Source organism: Streptomyces sp. NPDC052299 (genome assembly GCF_040679335.1).
Lineage (GTDB): Bacteria > Actinomycetota > Actinomycetes > Streptomycetales > Streptomycetaceae > Streptomyces.
The window spans coordinates 79028-103851 of the sequence record NZ_JBFAUP010000023.1 but is presented as its reverse complement, the minus strand read 5'-3'; the positions used below and the strand labels follow the sequence as shown (position 1 = coordinate 103851).

17 protein-coding genes and 3 pseudogenes are annotated in these 24824 nt (G+C 67.4%); 5 read left to right on the top strand and 15 right to left on the bottom strand.

Annotated features, from left to right (window positions below; translation table 11 throughout):
- Positions 1 to 380 (top strand): tetratricopeptide repeat protein (locus AB0L33_RS30560; RefSeq protein ID WP_365686572.1); only part of this gene is annotated, 380 nt, incomplete at its 5' end.
- A gap of 305 nt (positions 381 to 685) precedes the next feature.
- Here AB0L33_RS30560 and AB0L33_RS30555 read toward each other — a convergent pair.
- From AB0L33_RS30555 to AB0L33_RS30520, 8 genes and pseudogenes are all read right to left on the bottom strand, one after another.
- Complete coding sequence (locus tag AB0L33_RS30555; protein WP_365686571.1) at positions 686 to 1183, bottom strand: HAD domain-containing protein; 498 nt, start codon at positions 1181 to 1183, stop codon at positions 686 to 688.
- Positions 1180 to 2434, bottom strand: a pseudogene (locus AB0L33_RS30550) (IS256 family transposase). The gene AB0L33_RS30555 and the pseudogene AB0L33_RS30550 overlap by 4 nt, the downstream one beginning before the upstream one ends.
- A gap of 541 nt (positions 2435 to 2975) precedes the next feature.
- Positions 2976 to 3791 carry a hypothetical protein gene (locus tag AB0L33_RS30545; protein ID WP_365686570.1) on the bottom strand — a complete coding sequence of 272 codons (816 nt, stop codon included), beginning with the start codon at positions 3789 to 3791 and terminating at the stop codon, positions 2976 to 2978.
- A 1091-nt stretch (positions 3792 to 4882) separates the two neighbouring features.
- Complete coding sequence (locus tag AB0L33_RS30540) at positions 4883 to 5653, bottom strand: hypothetical protein (RefSeq protein ID WP_365686568.1); 771 nt, start codon at positions 5651 to 5653, stop codon at positions 4883 to 4885.
- Positions 5654 to 5829: 176 nt separating this feature from the next.
- Positions 5830 to 6219, bottom strand: a complete 390-nt coding sequence (locus AB0L33_RS30535; protein WP_132904647.1) for a DUF6009 family protein — start codon at positions 6217 to 6219, stop codon at positions 5830 to 5832.
- 150 nt (positions 6220 to 6369) lie between these two features.
- Positions 6370 to 7902, bottom strand: a complete 1533-nt coding sequence (locus tag AB0L33_RS30530) for a phage/plasmid primase, P4 family (protein WP_365686566.1) — start codon at positions 7900 to 7902, stop codon at positions 6370 to 6372.
- A 1073-nt stretch (positions 7903 to 8975) separates the two neighbouring features.
- Entirely contained in the window at positions 8976 to 9236 is a 261-nt protein-coding gene (locus AB0L33_RS30525; RefSeq protein WP_365686564.1) for a hypothetical protein, read from the bottom strand.
- Positions 9233 to 9538 carry a DUF6247 family protein gene (locus tag AB0L33_RS30520; protein ID WP_365686563.1) on the bottom strand — a complete coding sequence of 102 codons (306 nt, stop codon included), beginning with the start codon at positions 9536 to 9538 and terminating at the stop codon, positions 9233 to 9235. The genes AB0L33_RS30525 and AB0L33_RS30520 overlap by 4 nt, the downstream gene beginning before the upstream one ends.
- Before the next feature lie 458 nt (positions 9539 to 9996).
- On the opposite strand from AB0L33_RS30520, the pseudogene AB0L33_RS30515 reads away from it, so the two are divergent.
- The 4 genes and pseudogenes from AB0L33_RS30515 to AB0L33_RS30500 all read left to right on the top strand — a co-directional run.
- Positions 9997 to 10443: pseudogene (locus AB0L33_RS30515) on the top strand (HNH endonuclease); the annotation flags it as partial.
- A gap of 137 nt (positions 10444 to 10580) precedes the next feature.
- Positions 10581 to 11258: a hypothetical protein gene (locus AB0L33_RS30510; protein WP_365686582.1), complete on the top strand. Its 678-nt coding sequence runs from the start codon at positions 10581 to 10583 to the stop codon at positions 11256 to 11258.
- A 196-nt stretch (positions 11259 to 11454) separates the two neighbouring features.
- On the top strand, positions 11455 to 12720 hold the full coding sequence (locus AB0L33_RS30505) for a hypothetical protein (RefSeq protein ID WP_365686562.1): 1266 nt from the start codon (positions 11455 to 11457) through the stop codon (positions 12718 to 12720).
- A 111-nt stretch (positions 12721 to 12831) separates the two neighbouring features.
- A pseudogene (locus AB0L33_RS30500) lies at positions 12832 to 13116 on the top strand (DUF1524 domain-containing protein); the annotation flags it as partial.
- An 86-nt stretch (positions 13117 to 13202) separates the two neighbouring features.
- On the opposite strand, the gene AB0L33_RS30495 reads toward AB0L33_RS30500, so the two are convergent.
- From AB0L33_RS30495 to AB0L33_RS30465, 7 genes are all read right to left on the bottom strand, one after another.
- Complete coding sequence (locus AB0L33_RS30495; RefSeq protein ID WP_365686561.1) at positions 13203 to 13802, bottom strand: hypothetical protein; 600 nt, start codon at positions 13800 to 13802, stop codon at positions 13203 to 13205.
- A 295-nt stretch (positions 13803 to 14097) separates the two neighbouring features.
- Positions 14098 to 14718 (bottom strand): hypothetical protein, encoded by a 621-nt coding sequence (locus tag AB0L33_RS30490; RefSeq protein WP_365686559.1) that lies wholly within the window; start codon positions 14716 to 14718, stop codon positions 14098 to 14100.
- A gap of 7 nt (positions 14719 to 14725) precedes the next feature.
- A complete protein-coding gene (locus AB0L33_RS30485) occupies positions 14726 to 15586 on the bottom strand; it encodes an MFS transporter (protein ID WP_365686557.1) in 861 nt (286 codons plus the stop codon).
- Positions 15583 to 16950, bottom strand: a complete 1368-nt coding sequence (locus AB0L33_RS30480) for an MBL fold metallo-hydrolase (protein ID WP_365686556.1) — start codon at positions 16948 to 16950, stop codon at positions 15583 to 15585. Before AB0L33_RS30480 ends, AB0L33_RS30485 begins: the two co-directional genes overlap by 4 nt.
- A 240-nt stretch (positions 16951 to 17190) precedes the next feature.
- Entirely contained in the window at positions 17191 to 17319 is a 129-nt protein-coding gene (locus AB0L33_RS30475) for an LPFR motif small protein (protein WP_263576300.1), read from the bottom strand.
- Positions 17320 to 17624: 305 nt separating this feature from the next.
- Complete coding sequence (locus AB0L33_RS30470; protein WP_365686554.1) at positions 17625 to 18008, bottom strand: ankyrin repeat domain-containing protein; 384 nt, start codon at positions 18006 to 18008, stop codon at positions 17625 to 17627.
- A 76-nt stretch (positions 18009 to 18084) separates the two neighbouring features.
- Entirely contained in the window at positions 18085 to 24579 is a 6495-nt protein-coding gene (locus AB0L33_RS30465; RefSeq protein ID WP_365686552.1) for an RHS repeat-associated core domain-containing protein, read from the bottom strand.
- Positions 24580 to 24824: the final 245 nt, after the last annotated feature.

Below are 24824 nucleotides of genomic sequence, written 5' to 3'. Positions count from 1 at the left end.
TCCTGGGACCCGACCACCCCGACACCCTCCGCGCCCGCGCCAGCCTCGCCATCTCCTACACAGACGCTGGACGCACCACCGACGCCATCACCCTCCAAGAAGGCGTGCTCGCCGACTTCGAACGACTCCTGGGACCCGACCACCCCGACACCCTCCGCGCCCGCGCCAGCCTCGCCATCTCCTACACAGACGCTGGACGCACCACCGACGCCATCACCCTCGAAGAAGGCGTCCTCGCCGACCGTGAACGACTCCTCGGCCCCGACCACCCCGACACCCTCAACGCCCGCCACAACCTCGCCATCTCCTACACAGACGCCGGACGCACGAGGGAGGCAACCGCCCTTCGCGAAAGGGCTTTCGGAGACCATGACCGCTGACCACCACACGATGGTGGGCGGCGGGTTGTCCGCGAGGGCTGCATTGGACGTCCGGCCCGCGCCCACCGTGTACCTGGACCGATTCTGGCGTCCTGGGGCCTCAGCGAGGCGTTGAGGCTCTACGACTCCAGCGCAGCGGAAGGCCACGGTCGGGCGACAGCGTGTTGAGGAGCTGCCGGACGGGACGATGTCTGTGCGCCTGGGGGTTGCTGAACAACCACCACTGAGCCGGGCCGGACAGAGCAGAGCCCTCCAGTACGGTTCGGCGAGCAATTGTCAATTCCTGTGGATCACCGTGGGGAACCTCAGGTGGCCCGTAGCCATTGATCAAGGACTGCGAAGTCTTCGTTGGTGAGGCCGCGGGACGACGCGATGCGGTGGAGGAGGGTCGGGGTGGGGTGGTGGGTGGACACCCAGTCCCGATCGGCGTCGGTGATCTCGTCGTCGACCCAGACGAACGGGCGTCCGTCCGCCCATGCCGCCAGGGTTCGGGTCTTCCAGTGGAGCCCGTACCACTGGTCCTCGCGTTCATGCGCGTCGGAGGGTTCCGGCCAGTGCACGACCGGCAGGGGCGGCAGGCCGAGCCGAGGTGCTATGTCGGTGTTCGCAGCCTCTTCCCAGGTGGTGGCCCAGACCAGCTCGCACGGCAGTGCCGCGAGGCGAGGTCCGACGCGCGGGTCGAGCCGCGTGAGGTGCGAATCTGTCGCGGTGCCCGACGGCTCGCGCTGCGGGCCGTCGCCGAACGGCAGGAGAGGTCCGTCGACGTCCAGGAACAGCAGCGGGCGTTCCTCGCGCTCACTCATGCTGCAGCCTCCTGCTCACGCTCGACCAGGACGCCGCGTTCGAAGCGGGCGCCGTTGCGGACGAGGGCGACAAGGTGGGGTGCGGTGATCGCGCGCCAGCGGGCCTGGGCGGACTCGGCGAGCTTGAACACCATCGCCAGGGCCGCGGCCGGGCTGCCGGCGCCGCGGGTGACCTTGGTCCGCAGCTTCACCGTGCTGAAGGTCGACTCGATCGGATTCGTCGTGCGGAGGTGGATCCAGTGCTCGGCCGGGAAGTCGTAGAACGCCAGGAGTTCATCGACGTCGTCGGTGATCTTCTTGACGGCCTTGGGCCACTTCGCGCCGTAGGCGCGCTCGAAGTCCTTGATCGCCGTCTCGGCGTGATCGCGGTCCTCGGCGTTGTAGATCTCCTGCAGCGCCTTCTTCGCGCCGGGCTGGGCCGATCTCGGCAGGGCGTTGACCACGTTCCGGATTTTGTGAACCCAGCACCTTTGATGTCTGGCCTGCGGAAACACCTCGGCCAGGGCCCGCCACAGACCCATGGCTCCGTCGCCGACGACGAGCTCGGGATCGCGCATGCCGCGCCGGCGGCAGTCCCGCAGAAGGTCGGCCCAGGACTCGGTCGACTCGCGCAGGCCCTCGGCTAGCGCGATCAGCTCCTTACTGCCGTCGGTGCGCACGCCCATGAGGACCAGGACACAGGAACGGGCCTGGCCCAGGCGCACCTTGGGGTGGACGCCGTCGGCCCACACGTACACGTAGTCGGACCCGGACAGGTCCCGGTCCTGGAAGGCGGCACGGTCGTCGCTCCACTGCTTGGTCAGCCGGGTCACCGTGGCCGGCGAGAGCCCGGCGGCCGAGCCGAGGAACTGCTCCATCGCGGGCACGAAGTCGCCGGAGGACAGACCGTGCAGGTAGAGCAGGGGCAGAACCTCGCTGATCTTCGGGGACTTCCGGCACCAGGGGGCGAGGACCTTCGACGAGAACCGCTTGCGCTCGCCCGTCTCGCCATCGACCCGCTTGTCGTTCACCCGCGGCGCCTTCACCGCAATCGGCCCGGCGGCGGTGGCCACCGTCCGCTCCCGGTGGTGACCATTGCGGACCACCAGACGGCGACCGGCCTCGTCCCGCTCGCCCGCCAACTCGGCTATGTACTGGTTGACTTCGGCTTCCAGGGCCGCGGCGAGCATCCGACGGGCTCCCTCACGGACGATGTCATCCATCAGGGAGCCGATCTGGGGTGGTGCCGTCCTCGTTGACTACGCTCAGCACGGGCGTTGCCTTCCCGACCCGCGCTGCAACGCGGGCCTACTCGATGACCAGAAATCGATCACTCGGGAAGGTACGCCCTCCGCGTTCCGCGAGGCACCCTCCCGAGTCCGATCCACAGGTCTTGAGCATTGCTCCGCAACCACTCACCGGTGCCCGGAGCTGGCCCGCTGCCCGTGCTGAACGTCGAGGACGTCAGCCGAGGCGGTAGCACGCTTTCTGGTTCGAGCCCTTGAACTCCGGCTCAGGAGCAGACTGCCTGTGTCTCCGCGGTGCCTGGGAGCGGGACCTTTGGGCTCCGGACTTGCCCACGTTGCTGATGCGAGGTTCGACGGCTTCGAGGGGTGAGCCGACCGCGTACGGGCCATCGCGGCCAGGCGAGCCGTGTGTCGGCGAAGGCGTGGTCCGCAGCCCCATTTGAGGCAGGCGCCGCCGGTGCCACCGCGCACGGCCCCCTCCCGGGTGCCGTGCGACGAACGCGAGGCGGCGCTGCGATGCGGCCCTGGCCTTACGGCCGGGCCGCATGGGTTGCCAGAGTTTGTGCTCAGCGATCTGCTGTGCCCTGGCCGGTGTCGGGCTGGCGGTGGCCGGTGCGGGGGGAGGCGGTGCCGGCTTCGTCGTACAGCTGCTGGACGTCGGCGGCGATATCCGCGTGTGGGCTCAGTTCTACGTCCAGGGCGTGGCCGATGAGGCCGAACAGCTCGTGGACGAGCCGGTCGAAAGCGACGGTCGTGAGGAGTCCGGCTGGTGGGCGGGTGTCCTCGTCGGGGCCGGGGGTCTTGGGTCGTGCGCGGTATTCGTTGTTGGCGCGCTGGTGTCCCTGGTAGGTCTGCACGAGCTCGTGCAGACGTGCGGGCCACAGCATGGGTGTGCGGGGTGGGACGGGTTTGCCCTGGAAGACGGCGCCGTTGGCTGCCCGTTGGTGGGCGGCCTGGGCGGCGGGTGATTCGTCCGCGCGCTGCTGGAGGCCGGGGACGGCGTCCAGGCGCAGGGAGAGCGCGATGATGCGGGCGGCGTTGCTGATGGCCCACATGGACTCGGCCCGGCGGTTGCGGCGGGCGCGGGCGACTTCGACGCGTTCGGCCTGGGTCAGGTCGCCGCTGGCGATGTCGTCGAGGTCGTCGCGGAGCTGGAGGAAGCGGCGCTCGGCGGCCTGTCGGCTCTTGAGCTCTAAGGCGTGGGCGATGCGGCTCCAGGTGACCTTGAGGGTGCGGGCAGCCGAGATGAGCTGGCGTTCGTCGAGTTCGAGCTTGTCGCGCAGTGTCCGGATCGTCAGCAGTGCGGCGAGCACGCTGGTTTCGTCGATGTGCGGGTCGCGATAGCGGGTGAGTCGTACGACGTGGTCGTACTTTGCGGCCACGCCGGTCAGGTCGCGGTCGGTGATGGAGAACTCGGCGGTCGCTCGGGCGAGTTCTCCGACCCATTCGTTCGGGCCGTTCTCGGGGACGGTGTGTAAATGCCACCAGGCTGCCTCGCGAGTGTTCTCTTCGCTCGGTCTGGAATTTGTCGTCTTACTGACGACGCTATTTGTCGTTCTTCGGACGACGTTTTTTTGTGACGGCATGAAGGCTCCGTTCAAGTGCGGCAAATTTCAGAGATTTTCTTCGAGTCGCGCATCAGCGGCTCTTCGGCGGGCTGCCGTGCGGCGCCTCACCGTGCGGACCAGAGCGCCGGCCAGGGCCCCGGTCGCCAACACCAGGAGACCAGCAAGGTACTCGGGCCCAGCCTCTCGCAAAATATCCGCCATCATTGCAGGTCATCACGCACACGGGGCGTCCCGGTGCGTGCCCCCTCTCCGGAAGTTTTCGGACGGCATGACGCCGCGCCATAGCTAGGAACCGAGCGGCGCGGCGCGACGGCTCGGGGCACGCCGCTTCGCCCTCGCATTCAGTGCCAGAGGCAAGCGAAACTGCGCGCTCTCGCCATCTTCAGGGCCTGCGAAAATTTCGTCATACGATTCTTGAGTACGCCACCCTCCGCCACCCCTGGCGCTCGTTCTCCTCACGACCAAGCGCTCACCGAGGTCACCAATTCTGAATGCGGACCCACCGGTCCTCAACAGTCAGGCGGACCGATGAATCCACCATCCGCACGCGTACGACGCGGAAATGCGAAGGCGGGTCGGGCTCGTGGCCGGAGCCACCGGCCACCCGGCAATGGAGGACTGCTCCTGCCGTATGCTCCGGCGCTGCCGGGTGGTGGCCGATGCGGTCGACGGCCGAGTCCGCCGGCCGCACCAGGGACGAGTCCTCCTTGATGCGGGGGCTTCGTTGAGCGGCTTCAGCGCGGCCTACCGACTCCTCCTGATCAGGGCGACCCTTTCCGCGGGAAGGAGCCTGCCGGGGTCACGGGCGCCGAGGGCGTGCGGGGCCGACCGATCAGCCGCTGCGAACCACGGTTCAGGCGGCGAGGAAGCAACCGTCAGCCCGCCGGGGGCAAGACCGGACAGGTCTATCGCCGGGGCATCTTCCCGGTGAGCTGCTGCCATCGATGGCGCTCCGCGTCGAGGTCGGCCTGCAGCGTCTTGCGGCGGGGGTTGTTCTTCTGCCAGGCGCAGATCGTGCGGAAGTTCTCCAGTGCCTCGTCGCGTGCTGCGGTGTCGGCCCGTGCCGCCTCCAGCTCCTTGCGGGCCTGCGGGAGGCGGGTCTTCTTGCGTGCTCGGAAATCGTGCTCGTCGGCCGCTGCGTTCAGGATGTCGAGGGTGAAGTCGCTCAGCTGCTCCGAGGTGAAGAACGGGACGTTCTCGTCGTCCGGGTCGCGGTGGCGGGGGTACTTCGCCCGGCGGGTCCGGCCGCCGGGCTCCGTCAGGTCGATCATGTAGACGGGATCGGACCGGAACACGGCCGTCAGCCCGACAAGCGGGATCACGGCCGGGGACTGGCCGCTCAGCACGACCACGTGCTCGTACAAGGTGATGTCACCGACCGGGCCCTTCACAAGCCGGCCCTTGCCCGGGTCCGAAAGCGCCTTGATCTCCCTCTCCAGCACCCGGATGCCCTGCCGGTAGACGGCTTCTGCCTGATCGGCCTCCTGCTTCGCGGTCCTCTCGACCTGGGCGGCCTCCTTGTCCATCGCGCGCAGGTCCCGCCGCCGACTCCGGAGCTTCGACCGCTGCTCCGCGTACGCGGCACTGAAGGCGTAGATCCACTTGCCCGGGTACCTGGACCAGTACCAGCCCGTCCCAGCAAGGACCGCCACAACGACGAACAGCAGCGCACGCATACCCAGACACTCCCCCGTCGGCCCTCTCACACGTTGAACCCATGTCATACCGTGACGGGGCAGGGGCAGGGAGCCAATCCGGACACATCAGAAGATCAGCATGCACCGGCGGAAGTCAGCGCCGTATCGGATCGTCCCCGCATGCAGAACGGTGCGTCGGGAGCCACGACTCCGGCTCAGGAGGAAGCGGTCTCTATCTCCGCGGTGGCCTGGGAGCGGGGCGTTTTGGCACCGGGCTTGCCCACGTTGACGGTGCGAGGATCGACGGCTTCCAGGGGAGAGCCGACCGCGTACGGGCCGTCGGGGTCGCCGGGCTGGTTGGGGCGGTCGTGCGGCAGGAGGAAGAACGTACGGCGGACGAACAGGCCGCTGTCCGGCAACGCCCGTGCCTTCGGCGAGAGGTTGGTGTAGCCGACGAGCCGCCCGTCGCGTTCGTAGCGGGGCTTGCCCCGGCGGGTGGTGACCTTGTCGAGGGCCTGGCGGACGTAGTCGAGGTCCTCGATGCCTTCCAGCCAGACGATTTCGGCTTCCTGGGCGAGATCGCCTTCCCGTGGCATCGCGCTCATGTCGCCTCCTGGTGGTCTGCGGCCCGGTGCCCGCCGGCAGATGCTGCGTTCATACTGCCCGCCTTTGGTGAGGCGAGCGGAGATGCTGTGGAGGGCGCCCTCCATCGTACTGTCGTTCTTCCCGCGGCCTCGGGCTGCCAGTCCTCGGCCTCACGGTGTTCCCTCCCCGTCGTTGTCCTCAGCAAGGAGAGCGAGACCGGGGTAGAGCTTGGTCGCGTTGTTCTTGATCATGTCCGCAGGTGAGGACAGGCCGAGTTCCTGGCGGATGCGGGCGGCGAAGGCCCGGCTCGTGGAGGGGCGGATCATCTCCTCCGAGCACCAGCGGCCGTAGACCTCGTAGAGCAGTTTCTGCTCGACCCGCAGATCCGGGTTCGGACGGCCGTCGGTGCCTCGGGTGCAGCGTTCGGTGAGGAAGCGGCCGATGTGGTCCTCAGTCGTCTCGTATGCGGCGGTCGCCACGCGTACGGAATCTGGGCCGGTCAGCGGGTCGCGGGTGCTGAGGTAGCGGCGGGCGCCGTCGATCAGCCACTGCAGGATGCCGGGGCCCTCGTCCTGGACCAACTCGGCGGCAAGGTTGTCGATCTTCAGCTCGTTCGGGACGGTGCGCTCGAAGGGGATGAGGCGGATACGGCGCCAGAACGCGTGCCCGCCAGTGCCGACCTCGGGACGGTGGTTGCCCAGCAGCCACAGCTTGTGCGTCGGGGCGAAGGTCATGAAGTCCTGCCGCATGCGGCGGGCGGTAATGCGGTCGCCGCCGGTCAGGAGCTTGACCCGGGACTCGTTGAACTTGTCGTTCTGCTTGAGCTCGCTGCACACCACGATCCGCCGGCCGTGGAGCTCGGTGAGCTCGGTGCTGTGCTCGGCGAACTTCCCCTTCTCCATCAGGAAGCCTGGCGGGGCGGCGTTCGCGTAGTCGCCGAGGATCTGGGTGATGACTTCGAGCAGGACCGACTTGCCGTTCGCCCCGGTGCCGTAGAGGAAGGGCAGGACCTGGGCGCCGACGTCACCGGTGATCGAGTAGCCAAGCAGCACGTGCAGGAAGCCGGTGGTCTCCAGCCCGCGCTCGTCCTCGCCGAAGGTGTCGCTCAAAAACCGCTGCCACCTCGGGATCGGCATGGCCCGGGGGGCGACCTGGGTGGCGCGCGAGTGCATGTCGCTCAGCGGGTTCGGGTCGCTGAGCTTCCCCGTACGCAGGTCCACGACCCCGCCCGGCGTGCACAGAGCGTAGATGTCGCCGTCCAGAACCTGAGGGTCCAGGCGCATGCCAGGGGCCGCCTGGGCCTGGAAGAGCATGGCCTTCACACCGGCCGTCGACTCCGAGCGCCTGCGATGCGCGGCAATGTCGCGGCTGCTGAAACGGCCCTTCGGGTCGGTGTCGGCGAAGCTCTCCGCCATGTCACCGGCCGCCCAGACCGCGGCCTCCTCGCCACCGGTCAGCTTCCATCGGTACTCGTCCCACGAGTGCCAGCCCATGCCGACTACGTAGCGGAACCGGTCCGCGTAGAGGCGGGCGAACAGCTTCGCGTTCCCGCGGTCGGTCAGCGCATCAGGCAGCACACCCGCGTCAGGGACCGCGTACCGGGCGTCGGACTGCTGGGCCGGCAGCAACGGCTGCTCTACCGCCAGGTCGAGGATCTGCTGGGCTGCGCTCTGCGCGTCGAAACCCGTCGGCTCGGCGTTCATGACCGTCCTCGAAGACGAGCTCGGCACCCGGCTCGCAACCTGCACCGGGCGGCCCTGCCCCGGCGGGCCGCCGCCGCTGGCCTGTCCAGGAGGCGTTCCATGCCGCCCGCACCGTCGTTCAGCGCGGCGGGAACCGTCGACGGTTTCTGGGGCTGACGGAACAACGGCTGTCCTTGTCGAATACGTGCGGGATCACATCGCCCCGTCCGGCCCCCGGCTGTCACCCGTCTCCCGTGAAGGGGCGGGTCCAACGGGACCGACGGGACTGAACTGTCGGCATTGCGAAACAGAGCGTAGTCCACTCCCCCGCCCCTGGTAGCCCTTCTGCTCTCGTGTCCCGAAACTTGAGTCCCGTCAGTCCCGCAGAGCCGGGCCCGCTCAAAACGCCGCCGCCGAGAGTTCAGTCCCGTCAGCCGCTGCGGGCTTCAGTCCCGTTACACATTTGCACAGGTCAGCGACTCATGGGCCTACCTCACGGGACTGACGGGACTGAACCTGCCAGTTATAAGCTGCATACACCACTGCTTGTATGCGCGCGCTCGCGTGTACACGACAGTTCATATGTAGGTGATAACTGGCAGGCTCAGTCCCGTCAGTCCCGTGACTGATGGGACCACTACCTCTGACCTGGTGTTTCTTCGTACGGGACTGAGCGGGTCTGGACCCGCCACGGGACCAGAAACGCAGCCGCCGCCCGCAGGCTGCAGGACCTGGCCCCTTCCTCCCCCGTACACGGGACTGTGTCGCTGACAGGTCCGGACGGCGCCACGGCCGAAACAGCGCTGGAACGTGGCTTTCCGATAGAGGGCAGGCCCGCCGTTTCAGGCAGGCGGGTGCCTCCCTACGGCGGGCCAGCGAGCGGGCGATCAGGGCGGTGGCGTTGTCGCGTAGCAACTGCGTTCCGCACGGGCACGGGGGACTGCAGCGCGCCGACCAGGAACCCGGAGTCGTCCGGGTGCCAGTGAGGCAGTCGACAAGATCGAAGCGGGCACCCGCGAAGGCGCGTAGGCGCTGTCGGAAGCAAAGCAACAGCCCCCCTGACAGAGCGAGGCTCGCCGATGGAGCGGGTATTGCTACCCGAGCCAGACGATGTTCAGGACCGTCAGACTGTGCAGGCGCCGGTTGATCCAGTAGGTCAGGGAGAGCTGGCCGATGGCCGCGTAACGGATGTCCTCGCCCTCGTCATCGTCCGCGTCGAACTTCTGGAAGCCCCACGGGTCGGCGGCGGCCGCGGTCAGGATGTCCCATGCGGTGTCTTCGGCGTGCTCGGGCAGGACGTCGAGGGTCTTGGCGGCCGCGGCGGAGATGCGGACCGCGTACGGTGACGGGCTCACCTGCGCCGCCGTCGGAGTTCCGCCAGGTCGATGGCGTCGCTGTCGTCGAAGCCGGAGGTGACGAACGCGTCGACGGCCGGCGCGTGCGCGATGCGGCCCTGCCAGTCCTGGATGACCTCGTACAGCCCGGCGAGGGAGAACGTGCGTCGTGATTCCTCAAGGGCGGCCGCCCACTGGTGCTCGAACGCCGGCACCCATGTGCTCGCACGCCTGCTGGCGCGCAGCTGGGCAAGGAGTTCGGCCGGCGCTCCCGGCGCGGGGGCGTACGGCGTGATGGGTGCATGGTCGGGCTGTGCGCTCATCTCGTCCTCCCGGCAGGTAGTTCCCTTCACGGTACGCGCAGTAGAGGGAACTTTGGCCTGGGTCGCGCTGTTTCTGTGCCGGGCGGGGCGGAGGGCCGTTTCTATGCGAGACCGAGAGCAGGTAGCAGGGGAGCCAGACGCGGACGGCGTGCGCGGCGCGGACCGCCACGGAGCGCCGAACGGCCTTGTGCAATCCCTGCCATCATCTCCCAGGCGCGGGCCGCGGTGAGCGACGTCCGCGAGGGTTCGACGCCGTGCTCCTGGTTCTCGGTGTGTTCTCCCACGACTCGTACATCCCGGCGCCGCCACTTCGGACCACGGCTCCGGAGCGCCGCCCGCGCCGCGCACCGTGCAAGGCGCAGCCAGGGGCGGACTGCGGCCCCTGGGACCTGCCTTCCCCGATCAGGTGACCGTCGCAGTGATGGCAGGTCACAGGACCCAGCTCGCTGCGATCATGAGTGCCCGTCAGCTCGCCCCTGAACCTGCTGGAGTGCTCCGTGACCCTGCGCCGCCTCGGCTTCCTGCCCGCCGCCCTGCTCACCACCATCGTCCTGACCGGCTGCACCGCCGGCACGACTGACGCCACCGACCCCAAGCCCGCCACCACCGAGTCGGGCACCACCAGCCCCTCCGGCGCGCCCGGCGGAGCACCGGACGGGGGCGACCTGTCCCTGGCCGAGGCGATCAAGAAGATTCCCGTCGCGGCGGAGAAGCGCACCGGCTATGAGCGGGACAGCTTCAAGCACTGGGTCGACGAGGACGGCGACGGCTGCAGCACCCGGCAGGAAGTCCTGATCGCCGAGGCGGTCACCGCACCGGACCAGGGTGCCCGGTGCGCCCTGACCGGGGGTAGTTGGCGCTCGTACTACGACGAGGTCGAGGTCACCGACGCGCGGAAGTTGGATCCCCGCTCCTTCGCCCCTACGTCCGCTGGTCACTGCTGCCCCGGGCGCGCAGGGCCGCGCACCGCCGGGCCAGCCTCAAGCACCGCATTCGCTGGGCCTACACCCGGATCAACCTGGCCGCCGCGTTCCTTACCGCCATGCAGGAGCGAGGTCTGGCACTCGCCGACGTCACCCAGCACGAGGTCGACGCCTGGCTCGCCGGCGGCCCCGGCACCCACTACGAGGTCCGCGACTTCGTGGTCTGGGCCGCCCGCCGTGGCCACAGCCGCGACCTGCTCGTCCCCCACCGACCGAAGGCCGACCCCGAAGGCCTCGACGAGGACTCCCACTGGGAGCTCCTCCAGCAGTGCCTCACCGACACCGCGTTGCCTCTGGAGGTCCGCGCCGCAGGAGCCGTCCTACTCCTGTTCGGCCAGCACGTCACCCGCATTGCTGCCCTGCCCGCCGACGCGCTGGCCACCGTCGACGGTCACACCGTCCTCATCCTGGACCGCACCGCCATCCGGCTGCCCGAACCCCTCACCCTCCTTCTCACCAAGCTCACCGGGCAGAAGACGCCCGGCGGCTGGGCCGCGAACTCCCCACGCCGATGGCTCTTCCCCGGCACCCGGCCCGGCCGACACCTCTCCTCCACCGTTCTTGCCCGGCGCCTGACCGCTCACCACATCCCCGTTCGTCCGGCCCGCACCACCGCACTGGTCCAACTCGCCCAGGACCTGCCGCCCGCGATCCTCGCCCCCCATGCTCGGCCTGCACGTCATCACTGCCCAGCAATGGCGCCGATGCGCCACCACCGACTGGACCTCCTACCTTGAAGCCCGCCGAGGCGAACCAGTCGGCCGACAGGCCACCCGGGAAGCAGATTCTCGCCAAGCCGCACTCGACGGAGGGTCACAGCAGTGCGAGGTTCCCGCACCAGGTGGTGCCAGTGACGTGCCCTAGCGTGTCCTCGTGGATGTAGATGATCTTCGGTGGCAGTTGAGCAACGACGGGGGTGTCCCGCCGCGGCTCGTGGACGAGATCCTCGAACGCGGCGGCCTGGAGGCCCTGGTGGAGGCGACACGCGTGCGCGAGGACTGGTTCTGCGCTGTGGGTGCGGTGCGGGGACTGTGCGCGGCAGGGGAGTTCGGGCAGGCCTGGGCGTTGGTGGAGCCCTTCGCAGCTACTGGATGGCAGCCGGCGGTGCGGACGGGCGCCGACGTCCTGTGGCGGTGGGGCCGCGTCCACCAGGCGCTGGAACTGGCACGCCCCGCAGAGCCGCAGGAGCATGCGTTCGACACTTGGCGGGACTACGCCGAGATGCTCGTGCGTGCTGGGCAACTGGACGATGCGATCGGAGTGCTCGGCCCACACCTACGCGACCCGCGGGCGCTCGATGCCTTGGTGGAGATGACCGCCGGCCTCGGATGTGACGAGCGGGTGTTGGAGCTGCTGGCTCCGATCGCCGAGGACTTCCGGCGTGACCCGGAACAGGACGACCTCCGCGCCCTGTGGGCCGTCCTGCCCGCACAGGCCCGGGTCCTGGAGCGCGCAGGACGGACAGACCAGGCAATCCAGCTGCTCGGCGCGGACGTGGCCGCCCGCCGGTACGGGGTGCTGAACAACGTCGTGTTCTACGCTGAGCTGCTGGCCCGATGCGGCCGGATCGAGGAGCTCGGCAACCTTGCCGACGCCCACAGGCACTCCGCTGTACATCCATACGTAAGGGCCCTGGAGAGCCTGGGGCGAGCCGAAGAGGCGGAGGCGTACCTGCGCGGTCTGATTGCGGCCGGGCTTCCAGGCTGGTACGAGAGCATGCTGATGGAACTGCTCATTCGCCAGGGCAGGTTTGACGACGCCATCAAGGCGGCAGAGCACACGTTCGACGACCTCTACGACAGCAACCTCCTCCAGGCGGCCCTGATCCTCCTTGCTGATCAGGGCCAACACGACAAGGCGATCGGACTCACACAGGGACGCAGCCCCGAGTTCCTCGCGGAGAACGAGGCGTACTGGCTCCGCTCCAACCGGTGGTGGCTGATGGGAGAGGCGGGACGCGCCCGGGAAGCGATCGCGGAGATCGAGGCTCTACCGACCGATGAGGTCGAGGACCGCGAAGTGACCATCGCGTGGCTGCTCGCCCAGGACGCGCGCGTCGAGGAGGCCATCACCCTCCTGCACTCACTGCCCGGCAGAAGGGCCGCACCCGACCTGGCCGAACTGCTGATCCGCCAAGGCCGCTTCACGGAAGCCATTACCGCCATCCCCGATGTAGCCACCCAGCGGGAGGATGAGTGAGGAGCCCGGACAAAGCAGCACGAATCCGCCTCCCCCGGCAACGGCCACGTGGACGACGACCCATGGGCAGCCCCGAATACCGCACCTTTGGAATGACGCTCCCCGCCAGTCGGCGCCTACGGCTGGACGCCCGAGCGCCGACAGGCCTACGCCAACGACCTGGTCGCCGAGCGTTCCCTGGTCGCGGTCACCGCGAAGACCAACCGCTCCAAGGCCGACAAGGACCCGACGGCGTGGATGCCGCCCGCCGGCTCCGCCACCTGCACCTACCTCGTCGACTGGACCGCCACGAAACTGCGCTGGGGCCTGACCACCGACGAGGCCGAGCAGGAGGCGCTCCTCAAGAACGCCGAGCCCTGCGCCGGCTCCGTCGTCCAGTACAAGACGGCCCCCTAACCGAGTAACCGCAGGCCGCCCCGCCACTCCCCTGCACCGGCGCTGGACGGGCTGCTTCGCAAGCCCGTCCAGCGGCCGGGCCCCGCTCAGTAGCGGCGGGCGTAGCGGTGAAGACGCGTACGGGCCTCGGACTCGGTGAGCCCGAGGCCCGTGGCGATCGTTTCCCAGGACTCGGAGTCGGCCCGGGCCGCGTGCGCGGCGACCGCACCCGTCTCGGCGATCGTGGACTCCAGGGCGGCGACGATGCGGAGCGCGGCCAGGGGTGCGTCGTCGGCCAGGACGACCAGGCGCTCCCGCAGCTGGTCGAGGAGAGCGGTGACGTCCTCGGGGACGGGAACGCTGCGGTGCTCGACGTCCGTCATGTGCTGCTTCCAGTCCGCGTGCGGCCCGCTGGTGTCGTACCACTCCGGGCCCTCGGCGGCGACCTGCTGCCAGTCGACAGGGTGCAGGGTCGTGCCGCGCCAGCCGCACGCGCACGCTCCGCGCAGCGCGGACGCCTGCGGGGCGGTGCGAGTGTGGCCGTCGTAGACCCACCAGTCGCTCGTCTCGTGGAAGTGGGTGCCGCTGCCCAGATCGAAGAACACCGGCTTCGGCTCCGTGCCATCCCGCAGCACCGCGCCCGGGCGCCCCCGGTGCGAGGCACCGAACTCCTCCTCGGTGTGCCAGTCGAACTCGGTCTCCTCCACGATCCCACCCCTGCTCTCACAGACCACGCTCGTGGCGTGGTGCGTTCGTTTCCGCTTCCTGGTCTCGACCCTGCCCGAGCCCGGCTGTCGGGGAGTCCCGATCACCCGAACCGGTGACCTTAGGACGGAGGGCCTACCTCGTGGCGCTGGCCCTGGCGAGGCACCCGGACGGGCCGCTACGAGGCCGCCTCCACCGGACCACTGGGCATCCGACAGCGCACGTTTTGACGTCGCTGTTCCTCAACCCCCGCCCTGTTCTCGCATAGCTACGGCTACCGGACATGTGCGGATGGGGTCATCCGGGGCGAGGCCATGTCGGGGGCCATTCGCTCGTCGCGACTGCCGGGGGTTCACCGTTGCGGATCGCCGTGACGTATTCCCGCATCGCTTGGTTCAACTGGCGCCGGATCCCCTTCGCATAGTCAAGGGCTTGGGCTGGCTCCAGGTCCCACCCGTAGTGGTAGCTGCTTCCCTGCGCCGCGACACGCCTTCTCATCAACCCCGTGGCGTGAGTCAGGGTGTCGTAGACAGCAGCACCTGCGACCTCGACTTCGAGTTCGTACTGAGGGTGCTCGGGCCAGTGGTTGTAGTCGTAGCGGGCGGCCTTTCCGCCAGCCTCTTTGATGGCTTGGTCGAACTCGGCGAGATCCACCGCAACGCCCATGTTGAGGCTCTGCTCGGACCGTTCGAGTATCTCGATCCACTCTCGCCCGGCCTCGCGGAGAGAGGAGAGCCGGTCAAGCTCTCGTTGAATGGCCTCCTCGCGCTTCGCTCGTTGGCTCGCCGCCTCCGCTTGGGCGAGCTCCTCCGCTCTGCGGTGATGCTGACGGGCAGGCACGATAATCGTGGCAGCAGCCCCTATCAGTGCTGCCCCTAACGCACCTGCAAGACCGTAGACGACTCCAGCGTCAACCATGACCTCACTATCTGGGATCACCAGGGGCATGTGAAGAGCCGTCAGCAGCTCCCGCGACAGCATCTGCGCGGCATAGCCGGCCCGCCCGCCAGGGGCGGCCCCGGGCGTCGCTCGCCGAGCCCATGTCCCCGGCGCAAACCCGGCTGACGGCGGTCCTCGCGCTGGAGCTGGACACTGCGCGTGCACGGCAGGCGTGACGCCCCCAGCCGGGGCGTCGGGACGGGCCGGGCGGCTGCTGTGCGAGGCGGTCGAAGTGACGGGACAGAACAGCTAGGGCGAGGCCCGCGGCAACGAAGACGACGCCGATGAGTTCGGGGACGGGGCGCAGGCCGTAGCTGGTGGCGAGGTAGCCGGTGAGCAGGGCGGTGACGCCTACGGCGGTGTAGCCGGCGGCTTCGTTCAGGCCGGTGGCGAGTCCCCGTCGGGAGGGGCCGACGAGGTCGATCTTCATGTTGACGGTCATCGACCAGGACAGGCCCTGGTTCAGGCCGAGCAGCACGTTGGCGGCGACGATCCAGCCCCAGGAGGGCGCGTAGGCGAGGACGAAGGGGACGGGGATGCCGAGCAGCCAGCCGGCCACCAGCAGCTGCTTGCGGCGGAAGCGGGCGGTGAGGGCGCCGGCGGCGAGGTTGGTGAACGCCTTGGTGAGGCCGAAGGCGATGATGAAGGAGAAGACGGCCAGGTCGCTGGTCAGGCCGAAGGTCTCGGAGCCGATGAGCGGGACGGTGGTGCGTTCCAGGCCGACCAGGCCGCCGACGCAGATGTTGACGATGACCAGGAGGGTGAACTGAAGCCAGTTCTCCCGTAGCCCGAGCCGTACGGGGCGCCCGGCGGCGTCGGTCGTGGTGGTGGTGGGTGTGGCGTTCACGAGCGGGTGTCCTCCGTGCCCTGGGCGAGCTTTTGGCCGTGGGCGGCGGTGTAGTCGGCCGGTCCGCCGTCGAGGACGGCGATGTCGGTGTGGCCGGCGCGCTCTAGGAGGCTGGCGGCGGTCATGGCGCGCTCGCCGTGCCCGCAGGCCACGACCGGTCCGGTCGGGGCGTCGGCGGCGGATTCGGTCAGGGCGCCGAGCTCGATGTGCACGGCGCCGGGGACGTGCCCGGCGGTGAACTCGGCTTCCTGCCGGACATCGACGTAGGGACGGCCGACGGCGCGGTGGGCGGTGAGGAAGGCTGTGGTGGCCTGCGCGTTGCCGTCGGCGAGCCAGGCGGTCATGCCGCCCGTGAGGCGGCCGGCGAGACGCTCGTAGCCGATCTTGTGCGCCTGCCAGGCGACCTCGCTCAGGTCCTGGTCCTCACCTGCCACGAAGGCGAGCGGGGGGGGGTGGGGCAGGAGCCAGCCGAGCCAGGTGGCGAACTGGTCGCGCAGCGGGATCGACAGGGAGCTGGGAACGTGGCCGGTCGCATAGTCGGCGGCCGGGCGGACATCGACGACGTAGGCGCCGTCGGCCATCAGGGCCCGCACCTGCCGCACGGTCAGGCCGGGCAGTGCCGGTTCTGCCGTCAGTACCGCCGGGCCGCGCCGGTTGATCTCGCCGAGGCGGCCGAAGTACGTCGGGTAGGTGCCCAGGCTCGCGGTCAGCTGGGCCACGAAGGCGTTCTCGTCGGGTGCGGCAAGCAGCGGGTTGGCCTGCTTCTGGGCGCCGATGGTGGTGGTGCGCTCGGTGCCGGGCGGCGCCGAGCAGAACGAGCCGGCGCCGTGGGTGGGCCACACCGCTGTGGCGTCCGGCAGCGCGGTCAGCCGCTTCAGCGACCGGTACTGGGCGCGGGCAAGTTCCTCGGTGCGGTCGGTACCGAGGAGGTCGGTGCGGGCGGCGGAGTTCACGATCAGCGACCCGCCGGTGAACACCCCGAGCTCCCGGGCGCCGTCGAGCAGCAGGAAGGACAAGTGCTCGTCGGTGTGCCCAGGGGTGGCCAGGGCATGCAGCGTCAGCCCGCCGAGGTCGACCTCGGCGCCGTCGGCCAGGCGCTGGTGGTCGAAAGCTCGGCGGCCGGCGGCGGAGGCGAGGATTGTGGCGCCGGTGTCGTGGCCGAGCTGGACGGCGCCGGAGAGGAAGTCGGCGTGCAGATGCGTGTCCGCGGCGAACGCGATGCGCAGCCCGCGCCGCTCGGCTGCCGCCCGCAGGTCCTCAGCGAAGGCTGCGTCGAGCGCCTCCGGGGAGAGGAGCCCGTCGTGGTCGGGGAGATCCCCGAGGACGTCCGGATGCCGAAGATCGACCCGGCGCGCGCCACGCAAGGCAAGCTGCTGCGCGAGGAACCGATTGCCCAGCAGATGGTTCAGGACAAGGTCCGGGGCCTGTTCACCGACCTGGAACGGGAGTGGGCGACGTGGCAGCCGACTGACCCAGACTCGCCAGACCGGATCGACGCGTCGTGCATCCTCTTGCACGGGCTAATCCCCGAGGCCAACAAGGGCGCGATCGTCCACGCTCCTCTCCCTACGTCGCCGCAAAGGCCGCTCTTTCGCCCTGCCCGCTCAGTGGTGACCATGGGCCGTGCTCGACGCACCGTTGAACAACCGCGCGATGGCGCGGAAGGGGAGGGTGACAACCGTGGCGATGGCACTACCAATGGAACGAAGCACGTCTGCGATGGCCTTCAGCATGAGAATTCCTCCGTTTGACACCCCGGTGGCGGAGTGCCGCAAAGGTTGGTCACCGACCGCGTACCCGGACCCTTGACGCGAAAACTCACGGCATGGCGGGGCCGGACTGCACTTGAAGTGCGTCCGGCGGCCTCCCGAGCCGTTGTGTTACAGCAGGAGTTCTAGATGAGAGGTGCGTCCTTTTAATCCGCTCATCGGGCACCAACCACTCAGCCACAACGTGGCAGCAAGATCACCGAAGGCCGCATCAGACCCTTCCTCCGCCATTCCCTATCTATTCGACAGAGAAGGCTCTCTCCATGGCCTCACTTTCCTCGCCTCGTCCATGCCTCGAACAAATCACTAGCCAACCAATGACCAGACACAAAAGCCATGTGCCGTGCAGACACTCCCCGCCCCCCGTGTGACGGCCTGTCAGGATCTGCACCTTTGGACAGGAGTAGCGCCGTTGCATCCACATGCAGCGGTTCACCTGTCTGCACATGCGCATCAACCTCTCCATCTACAGCAGAGTGAAGAAGCGTGAATCCATTCCATTCTTGATGCACATCATCTCCCGCATCAAGGATCCTTCGCAATTCGCCAAGCTCTTCCCTCTCAAGAGCAATGCGGGCGGGCGTCATTTCCACTAACTTTTCCCCTTTACGGAAACTTGAATATTTCGACTTTTCGGCACGCTTGACACTCATTACACGCGGACGGGGCAGGGGAGCCCAATAGGACACTCCCCCGCCCCAGTGTTTCACCTCGACCGAAATCGAGGTGCTACCCCTCGGTAACAGTGATGCGAATCTGCGGGTAATCCATCTGGAATTTTTCTATCACCCCTCCACAGGAAGGGCACACGATATTCTGACTATGCAGACGAATTGTCCCACTAATCGTCTCGCTAGGAGGTCCTATCCTATCAGCGAGATAGTTGAACAGCTTTGACTCCGCGTCAGCACGCCTGCCCACGGGGATATACCTCTGTGGATACCCCCCGATCGCATCTCCAGGAGCTGGGACCATTCCGGCTCGACGTTCGGTCCCACTCATCGAAACCAGAAGCATCGGGTTCAAGCCTTCTACATCCACAGTGGCCGCTGCCAGGGTGGACGACTTCCTGAACCGACCGGTTGCCCGCAGAGAATCCACTACCTTCTTGGGATCGATTTGACGAATGTGCCGAGCCATCCTCCAGGCATCTTCGATTTTCTCGAACTGCTTTCCGAGTTTCCCGAAGTCACCGAGCGGCAGAAACCCGGCAATACCCAAACCAACACCTAGCTTGTCTCCAGCATCTACGGACCTCGAAAGGTCATAGGCGTCGCACCCAGACCCCGCAAACGGAATCCAACTGCATACGGCAAGGGCGACTTCCTTCATAATCGCGCCTGGCGATGCCTCCATCAGGGCTCCACCGTAAGGCCCCGGTTCAGGCGCAATGCCAGGGCTAGGAGACGGGGTAGGGCTTCCGTCGCTGGCACCGTTAGTGCCCGTAGTACCAGTCACACCACTGCTGCCAGAGGATCCAGAAGTAGTCGGATCCGGGTCTGTGTACACAGGATCCGGGTCCCCGGTGCTGTTTCCCGGTCGGCAGTGGCCGTCCCCGGGATCAAGGCAGGTGCCCGTCGGGTCATAGTTCGTGGTGGGGGCCTGAGCTCCGTAGCTGTACCCATTGAGGGTTTGATGCTTGTCTACTTCAAGGATCGGGTCGACGCTGATGAATTGACCGAGGACTGGATCGTATTCGCGTGCACCGATGTGGGTGAGGCCGGTGGCTTTGTCAGCGGGTTTGCCGAGGAAATTCTTATCGTCGGGCCAGATAGCGGGCTCGGTAGCGCGGGAGGCGCCGAAGGGAGTGGTGTAGCGCTTGGTGACGGATTGGGTGGTGGCATCGATAGCGAGGCTGCTGGTGCCGTGGTGGTCGCCAGCGAGGAAGCTCAGCTTCATTCCGCCGATGGTGGATGTGCGTACGGCGATGTTCTGGCCGGCAATGCTGTAGTAGCGGGTACCGGTAATGGACTTGCTGCTGCCCTTGGAGGTAAGGCGGACTTCGGTGGTGCCGAGGTAGAGAACCGTGTCCCCGTCGCCTGTGGCGCGGCGGATAAGGAGTTGTCCGTCAGCGTCATAGAGGTAGCTGGTGTTGAGGGCGGGCTTGGTGCCGGCGGGTGGTTCGGTGGCGGAGGCGAGTTTGCCTTCGGAGTTCCAGGTCAGGGTCTGGGTGGCCTGGCTTCCGGGACGAGCCTGGGTGTTGCCCGACTTGTCGTAGCTGTAAGTGGCGGAGTGCCCACCAGTGGTGCTGGTGAGGGGGTGAGGCTGGCCGGTGGCGGTGCCGTAGTTGTAGTTGGTGGTGCTGCTACCAACGGTAGTGTGGAGGGTTTCGGATTTACGCTGGCCAGCGGTGTTGTAGGTGTAGCTGGTCCAGTAGGGGGCTGCGCCGCCGATGTTGGCTGTGGTTCGGCCGGTGGTGGAGCAGTCGGCGGTTGTGGGGGTCCAGGCTTGGCTGAGTCGGAGGTAGCCGTCGTAGGCAAAGCACTGGTAGTCAGGCTTGCTGGTGCCGTCGATGGTGCCTTTGTCGAAGATGCTGGTGACGTTGCCGGCCTGATCCTGGCTGAAGTCCAGGTCCTGAAGCCTGCCGGAGTGCGTTTCGTCGCTCACGCTGCTGTTGGTGAGACGGCCGGTGCCCGCTTCGTAGCTGTTGGCGATGCTGACCGTGTTGGTGTTGGTGACACCGAGCCGGAGTTGCCAAAGCTGTCCGAGCTGCGAGTAGGCGACGTTCTGGACGTAGTAGCTGGTGCCGGAGAGCTGCTCGGGCAAACCGAACGCGTTGTAGTGGATCTGGGTGCTCTCGTGGGGCAACCCCGCCGCAGAAGGCTCTGTGGTGGAGCTGACCGTGCCGTCGAGTCGGTAGTCGGTCTCGAAGTCGAGTGTGGAAGTGACCGCGCCTGATTTAACCAGCGGCTCGTCTGCAGGCAGGGAGAGGCGGGTTTCGGTGGCGCGGCCGAGCGAGTCGTAACCGGTTACCTGCTTTGTGTAAGCCTTGCCCGTGGCGCCGCTGCCGCCTACATAGCGCGTGGAGGCATCAGGGAGGCCCTTGAGGACGGAGTCGAAGCTCCAGTGGGCAATTTTGTTGCCGTCGGTGCGGGAAGTCTGCCACTGGTCGGTCTTGCGGCCAAGTTCGTCGTAGCTGTACAGGAGGGTGTTGTTGTTGGCATCGGTCGTCGTGTCGACCTGATCAAGAACCGTATAGCTGGTGGTGCTGGCGCCCTTGTCGGGGTCGGTGGTGCTGGTCAGGCGTCCGAACAGATCGTAGGCGTAGGACCACTGGGCCGAATCGGGACCGGTGATCAGATTCTGCTTGCCGTCCGGCGTGTACTGAGTTTTGACGCTGGTGTAACCGGGCCCAGTGCCTGTGCCGTAGGCAGGGTCGGCGGGCGTGGTGCCAGCGTAGGTGCGGGTTTCGATAGTTCGGCCGAGTGCGTCGGTGATGGTGCGGGAAGCGGTTCCGCCGTCGGGCGCTGTGATAGCAGTGGAGTCACCGGTGTAACTGGTCGTGGTAGTCCACTTCTTGACGCCTAGGGCATTCAAGGTCTTGGTGGTGGGCCGGCCCACGCCGTCGTACTGGGTCTGGGTCAGTGCGGGTGTGTGGGCGAAGTCGGCTTGGGTGTAGACGCCGTTGGGTTCGGTGGTGCTGTCGTAGATATCGGCGTGTGAGTCGACGGCCAGGCCGCGGGAGTCGTAGCGGATGTCAGTGAGAATTCGGCCACCGGTGACCGAGGGGGTCTGCGTCTGAACGGGGCGCAGGAGGGAGTCGGTGATGGCGTAGCTGGTTTTGTAGGTTTTTCCGTCGGCTTTGAGGGTGGAGACGGAGGTCCAGGGCTGGCCTGTGCGTTCGAAGTGGTACCCGTAGGTGACGGTGGCTGCGTCATTGGCGGATTTGCTTCGGTTGGGTGCCCAGGTGGCTGTGATGCGGCCAAGGGCGTCGTAGGTGTTCTCGGTCTTCTTCAGGTTGGGATCGAGGGTGTAGCTGACGGTGGCGCGGGCGGGGTCGTAGTAGGTGTAGACCCGGTGCTGCTGGCCGTTGGATGCGAGCTTGGGGGGCGCGACGATGGTGGAGGTCAGCGGCCCGGCAGCTGCTGGGTAGTAGGTTGTGGTGGTCGTGTTGCCCTTGGCGTCGGTGACAGTCAGGGGGCGTCCGAGGCCTGCTGCTTCGGTGTCGTAGGTGGTTGTGGTGGTGGTCTGCCAGCCGCCGTTGACGGCGGGGTGGCGGTCGGCGGTGCCGTTGGGGGCGGGGTATGCCTTGGCCCGGCCGGTCCAGGTGGGCAGGCCCAGGGTGGGCTTTTGTGCGTAGACCCAGCCGGTGGCGTCGGGGTTGTCGTAGACGATGGCGGTGTCGGACAGGATGTCGCCGCGGGTCGCGGTGTTGGTGGGCAGGCTCAGCTGGTCGTCGGTGACCGCTTCACCGGCGGAGTCGTAGCAGTTGCTGGCGGTGACTCGGGTTCGGGAGACGAGACTGGTCAGGCCGATGTCTGGGTTGCGGGCGTACCAGATGCGGGTGCAGGTTTCGTCGCCAGTTTTGGCGGTGTCGCCGGAGTTCTGGCTCCGGTACTTCATGCCGTAGGTGCTATCGAAGTAGTTGTTGGTGGCGACCTGGCGCCATTTGCCGCTGACGGGTAGGTAGGTGCTGACCCCGGTGCGACTGGTGCGGACGAAGTACGCCTTGGCGTTGGCGTAGGAGTGCTGCTGGCTGGCGGTCTGCTTGTACCAGATGCTGTTGTACGTGATGGTGACGGGGTCGGCGCCGTTGTACACGACTTCCTGGCGCAGGAAGCCCGCGTCCTGGTCGTAGTCAGTGGCGGTGGTGGCGTTGAAGCCGGCTATAGAGATGCCGGGAATGGTGGCAGTGCGGGTGGTGCCGTCCTTTTGTTTGTCTCCATGCATGCCCTGCATGTAGACGCGGGTCGTCTTGGACTGGGTGTGGTAGGTGTCACCGGTGTAGGAGGTGACGGTGCGGTAGCCGCGCCAGGAGGACCAGGTGCGGTCCTTCTCCCGGGTGAGGGGGTCGTCGTTGTAGTGCCAGGCGGGGTGTTCGTAGGTGTAGGAGTGTTCGAGGGTGACGTTCTTGGCGGCGGGGTCCGAGACGGTGACGGCTTCGACGTTGTACTTGTGGAACCAGTCCAGGACCGGGTCTCCGCCGTTGAGCGGCCAGATGACCGGGTAGCAGTTCAGCGTGTTGTCGTCCTCGGCCTTCGGCATGTTGCTGCCGATCTTGCACTCGGGTTCCGACATGGTCACCGTGGTGATCGCACCGGTTTCGGAGGTGATGGACTGCAGACGGGGCCGCTTCATCCGCGGGGCGTTCTGGCTGCTGGTGTAGACGCGGTTGTCACGCATCTGGTAGTCGAGGTCGACGGGGTCCAGCTTGATCGGGTCGCCGTTCTTGGCGGTGCGCTGGATCTTTCTGAGGACGAGGCTCTGGTCGGAGCTGTTACCGATGTCGGCGCCGTCCTGGTACTCCTGCGTCAGCGCGTAGCTGTCGACGGGCTTGTAGGCGTCGGGCTCGGCGGCGGTCGACCAGACGAAGGTGTCGATGCCGGTGAGGCGCTTGCGGGTGAAGAACGTGGGGCCGGTGGCCTTGCAGTCCGTCTCAGAGGCGGAGCAGATGGCGTCGAACGGCACGTCGGGCCAGTTGTCGGAGGTGTCCTCGGTCAGTGACGTGCAGTCGGTGAAGCAGCGCTCCTTGTAGGTGAAGGTCACCTTGCCCGATGCGACACCGGTGAATAGCGCGTCGGCGCGCTGCCCGTACTTGATCTCGTCCAGGTGGCCGCCGCGGGTGTACGCCTCGAGGTCGTCCTTGTCGCCGTTCTGTGCGTAGTTGTTCCTCTCGGCGGTGTACCAGTAGGTGGAGGCGTTGCCGTGGATGTCGGTGGCCTGGTCGAGGTTCCAGCGCCAGGCTTGCGTCTTGGCGCGGTCGGCGAAGCTGGTGCCGGAAGAGTAGCCGGGCTCCTTGGCATCGTCGCCGAAGACGGGGACGGTCCACACCGAGTTGGTCCGCTGCGCGTCGGCATCCTTCAGTTTATTCTGACCGAAGGTGTAGGTGGTGCCGTCGCCGGTGATGACCTGCCAGTATTCGCCCTTGCCATCGCCTGTCTTGCCATCGGCGCTGATGTCGTCGCCCTCGTCGCCGTTGTCGGCGCCGACCTTGTGGACAACTTGGGTGGCGTCGTCGTTCTTGAGGTGCCAGACACCGGTGGTGTCGTCCTTGACGAGTTCGTTCGACTGACCGTTCAAGACGAGCGAGGCGTTCTCGTACTTCCAGCACAGGTCGTACTTGTCGCTCTGCCCGTCGTCGTCGCATGAGCCGTAACGGCGCTCAATGTACGACGAGGTCAGATCGAAGCCCTCGCCGAGCATCGAACCCTGGTTGTTGGTGTTCGCAGTCCTCCCGTCAATGCTGCCGGAGTTGTACGAGAGCGACAGGGAGGGGACGGGCCCGGCTGCGGCTGGGGGCAGCGTGATCGGGTAGTTCCAGGTAAATGCTCCGGACGATGCGCCGGCTTCCCAGGTGGAGGAGGCGGCCAGCGGGGTGGCCTTGTAGTCACCCGTCGCCGAGGACGGCGTCTCCGCCGCGGCGCTCAGCGCGAACACGGTGGCTGGTGCGGTGGTACTTGTCGGGCTGGCCGTTCCTGCTGAGTTCTCGCTGTTGGTGCTCGCGGCTGGAGCTTGCTGTGTGGCTGCGGGCAGGTTCACCTCAGCGGTGACAGTCTGCTCAGCGAGAGCATTGTGGGTGGCGACGGGATTCTGCTTGCGGCACTCGGCCTTGTCCGGGGTGGTCAGGGCGCAGGCGGGCAGGGTGGCCAGGCCTAGGCGGCCGGCCCAGTTCCCGCCTACCGCGGAGCCGAACGAGGTGTAGTCGACACTGATCTTCGCGGCACCCGGGGTCTGAGCAGCGGCGGTGAAGACAAGCCCGGTGACGCCGGCGGCACGGGTGGTCTTCTGGTCGAGCACGTTCACGGTGGCCGTGCCGGACGCCGGGCTCTTTGCCTTCTTGCCCTGTCCCTTGTCTGTGGTGGTGACGCTGACGATGCCGTCGCCGGGGGTAGCCGTGATTTTTTCTGTGCGTTTGGAGGGCTTGGGCCAGCTCACCGCCCGCTCGCTGCGGGCCTTGGCGGCCCGCTTGTTGTTGGCGGCCTTGTTCTTCGCGACCCTTTCCCGTGCTGCCTTCGCGCCGGGCGTGGTCACCGGCGTGACAGGGTTGCTCACGGGCTTGGGCACCGGGGGGGCACCTAGTACGTCTTGGGCGGAAGCTATTGGTGTCAGCGCGGCGGGTATGGAAAGCGCCAGGGTCAGGGCTCCGACCAGTGGGATGCGCAGTCCGGCGCCCCGTAGCGAGCGTGGCCGGGCGTTGTTCTTCCTGTGGCCGAGGAAGGATCTGGGCATGGTGGTGTCATCTCTCCATGAGAGTCCGGCCGCGACAGGACACGGCAGTGATGCGGTAAGCGAGGGGGACCGGCTGGGGC

Excerpts from the sequence above, each read along its gene's own strand:
- AB0L33_RS30555 (WP_365686571.1), bottom strand. The coding sequence starts at position 1,183 with ATGAGTGAGCGCGAGGAACGCCCGCTGCTGTTCCTGGACGTCGACGGA.
- AB0L33_RS30540 (WP_365686568.1), bottom strand. The coding sequence starts at position 5,653 with ATGCGTGCGCTGCTGTTCGTCGTTGTGGCGGTCCTTGCTGGGACGGGC.
- AB0L33_RS30535 (WP_132904647.1), bottom strand. The coding sequence starts at position 6,219 with ATGAGCGCGATGCCACGGGAAGGCGATCTCGCCCAGGAAGCCGAAATC.
- AB0L33_RS30530 (WP_365686566.1), bottom strand. The coding sequence starts at position 7,902 with ATGAACGCCGAGCCGACGGGTTTCGACGCGCAGAGCGCAGCCCAGCAG.
- AB0L33_RS30520 (WP_365686563.1), bottom strand. The coding sequence starts at position 9,538 with ATGAGCGCACAGCCCGACCATGCACCCATCACGCCGTACGCCCCCGCG.
- AB0L33_RS30510 (WP_365686582.1), top strand. The coding sequence starts at position 10,581 with ATGCAGGAGCGAGGTCTGGCACTCGCCGACGTCACCCAGCACGAGGTC.
- AB0L33_RS30490 (WP_365686559.1), bottom strand. The coding sequence starts at position 14,718 with ATGGTTGACGCTGGAGTCGTCTACGGTCTTGCAGGTGCGTTAGGGGCA.
- AB0L33_RS30475 (WP_263576300.1), bottom strand. The coding sequence starts at position 17,319 with ATGCTGAAGGCCATCGCAGACGTGCTTCGTTCCATTGGTAGTGCCATC.
- AB0L33_RS30470 (WP_365686554.1), bottom strand. The coding sequence starts at position 18,008 with ATGAGTGTCAAGCGTGCCGAAAAGTCGAAATATTCAAGTTTCCGTAAA.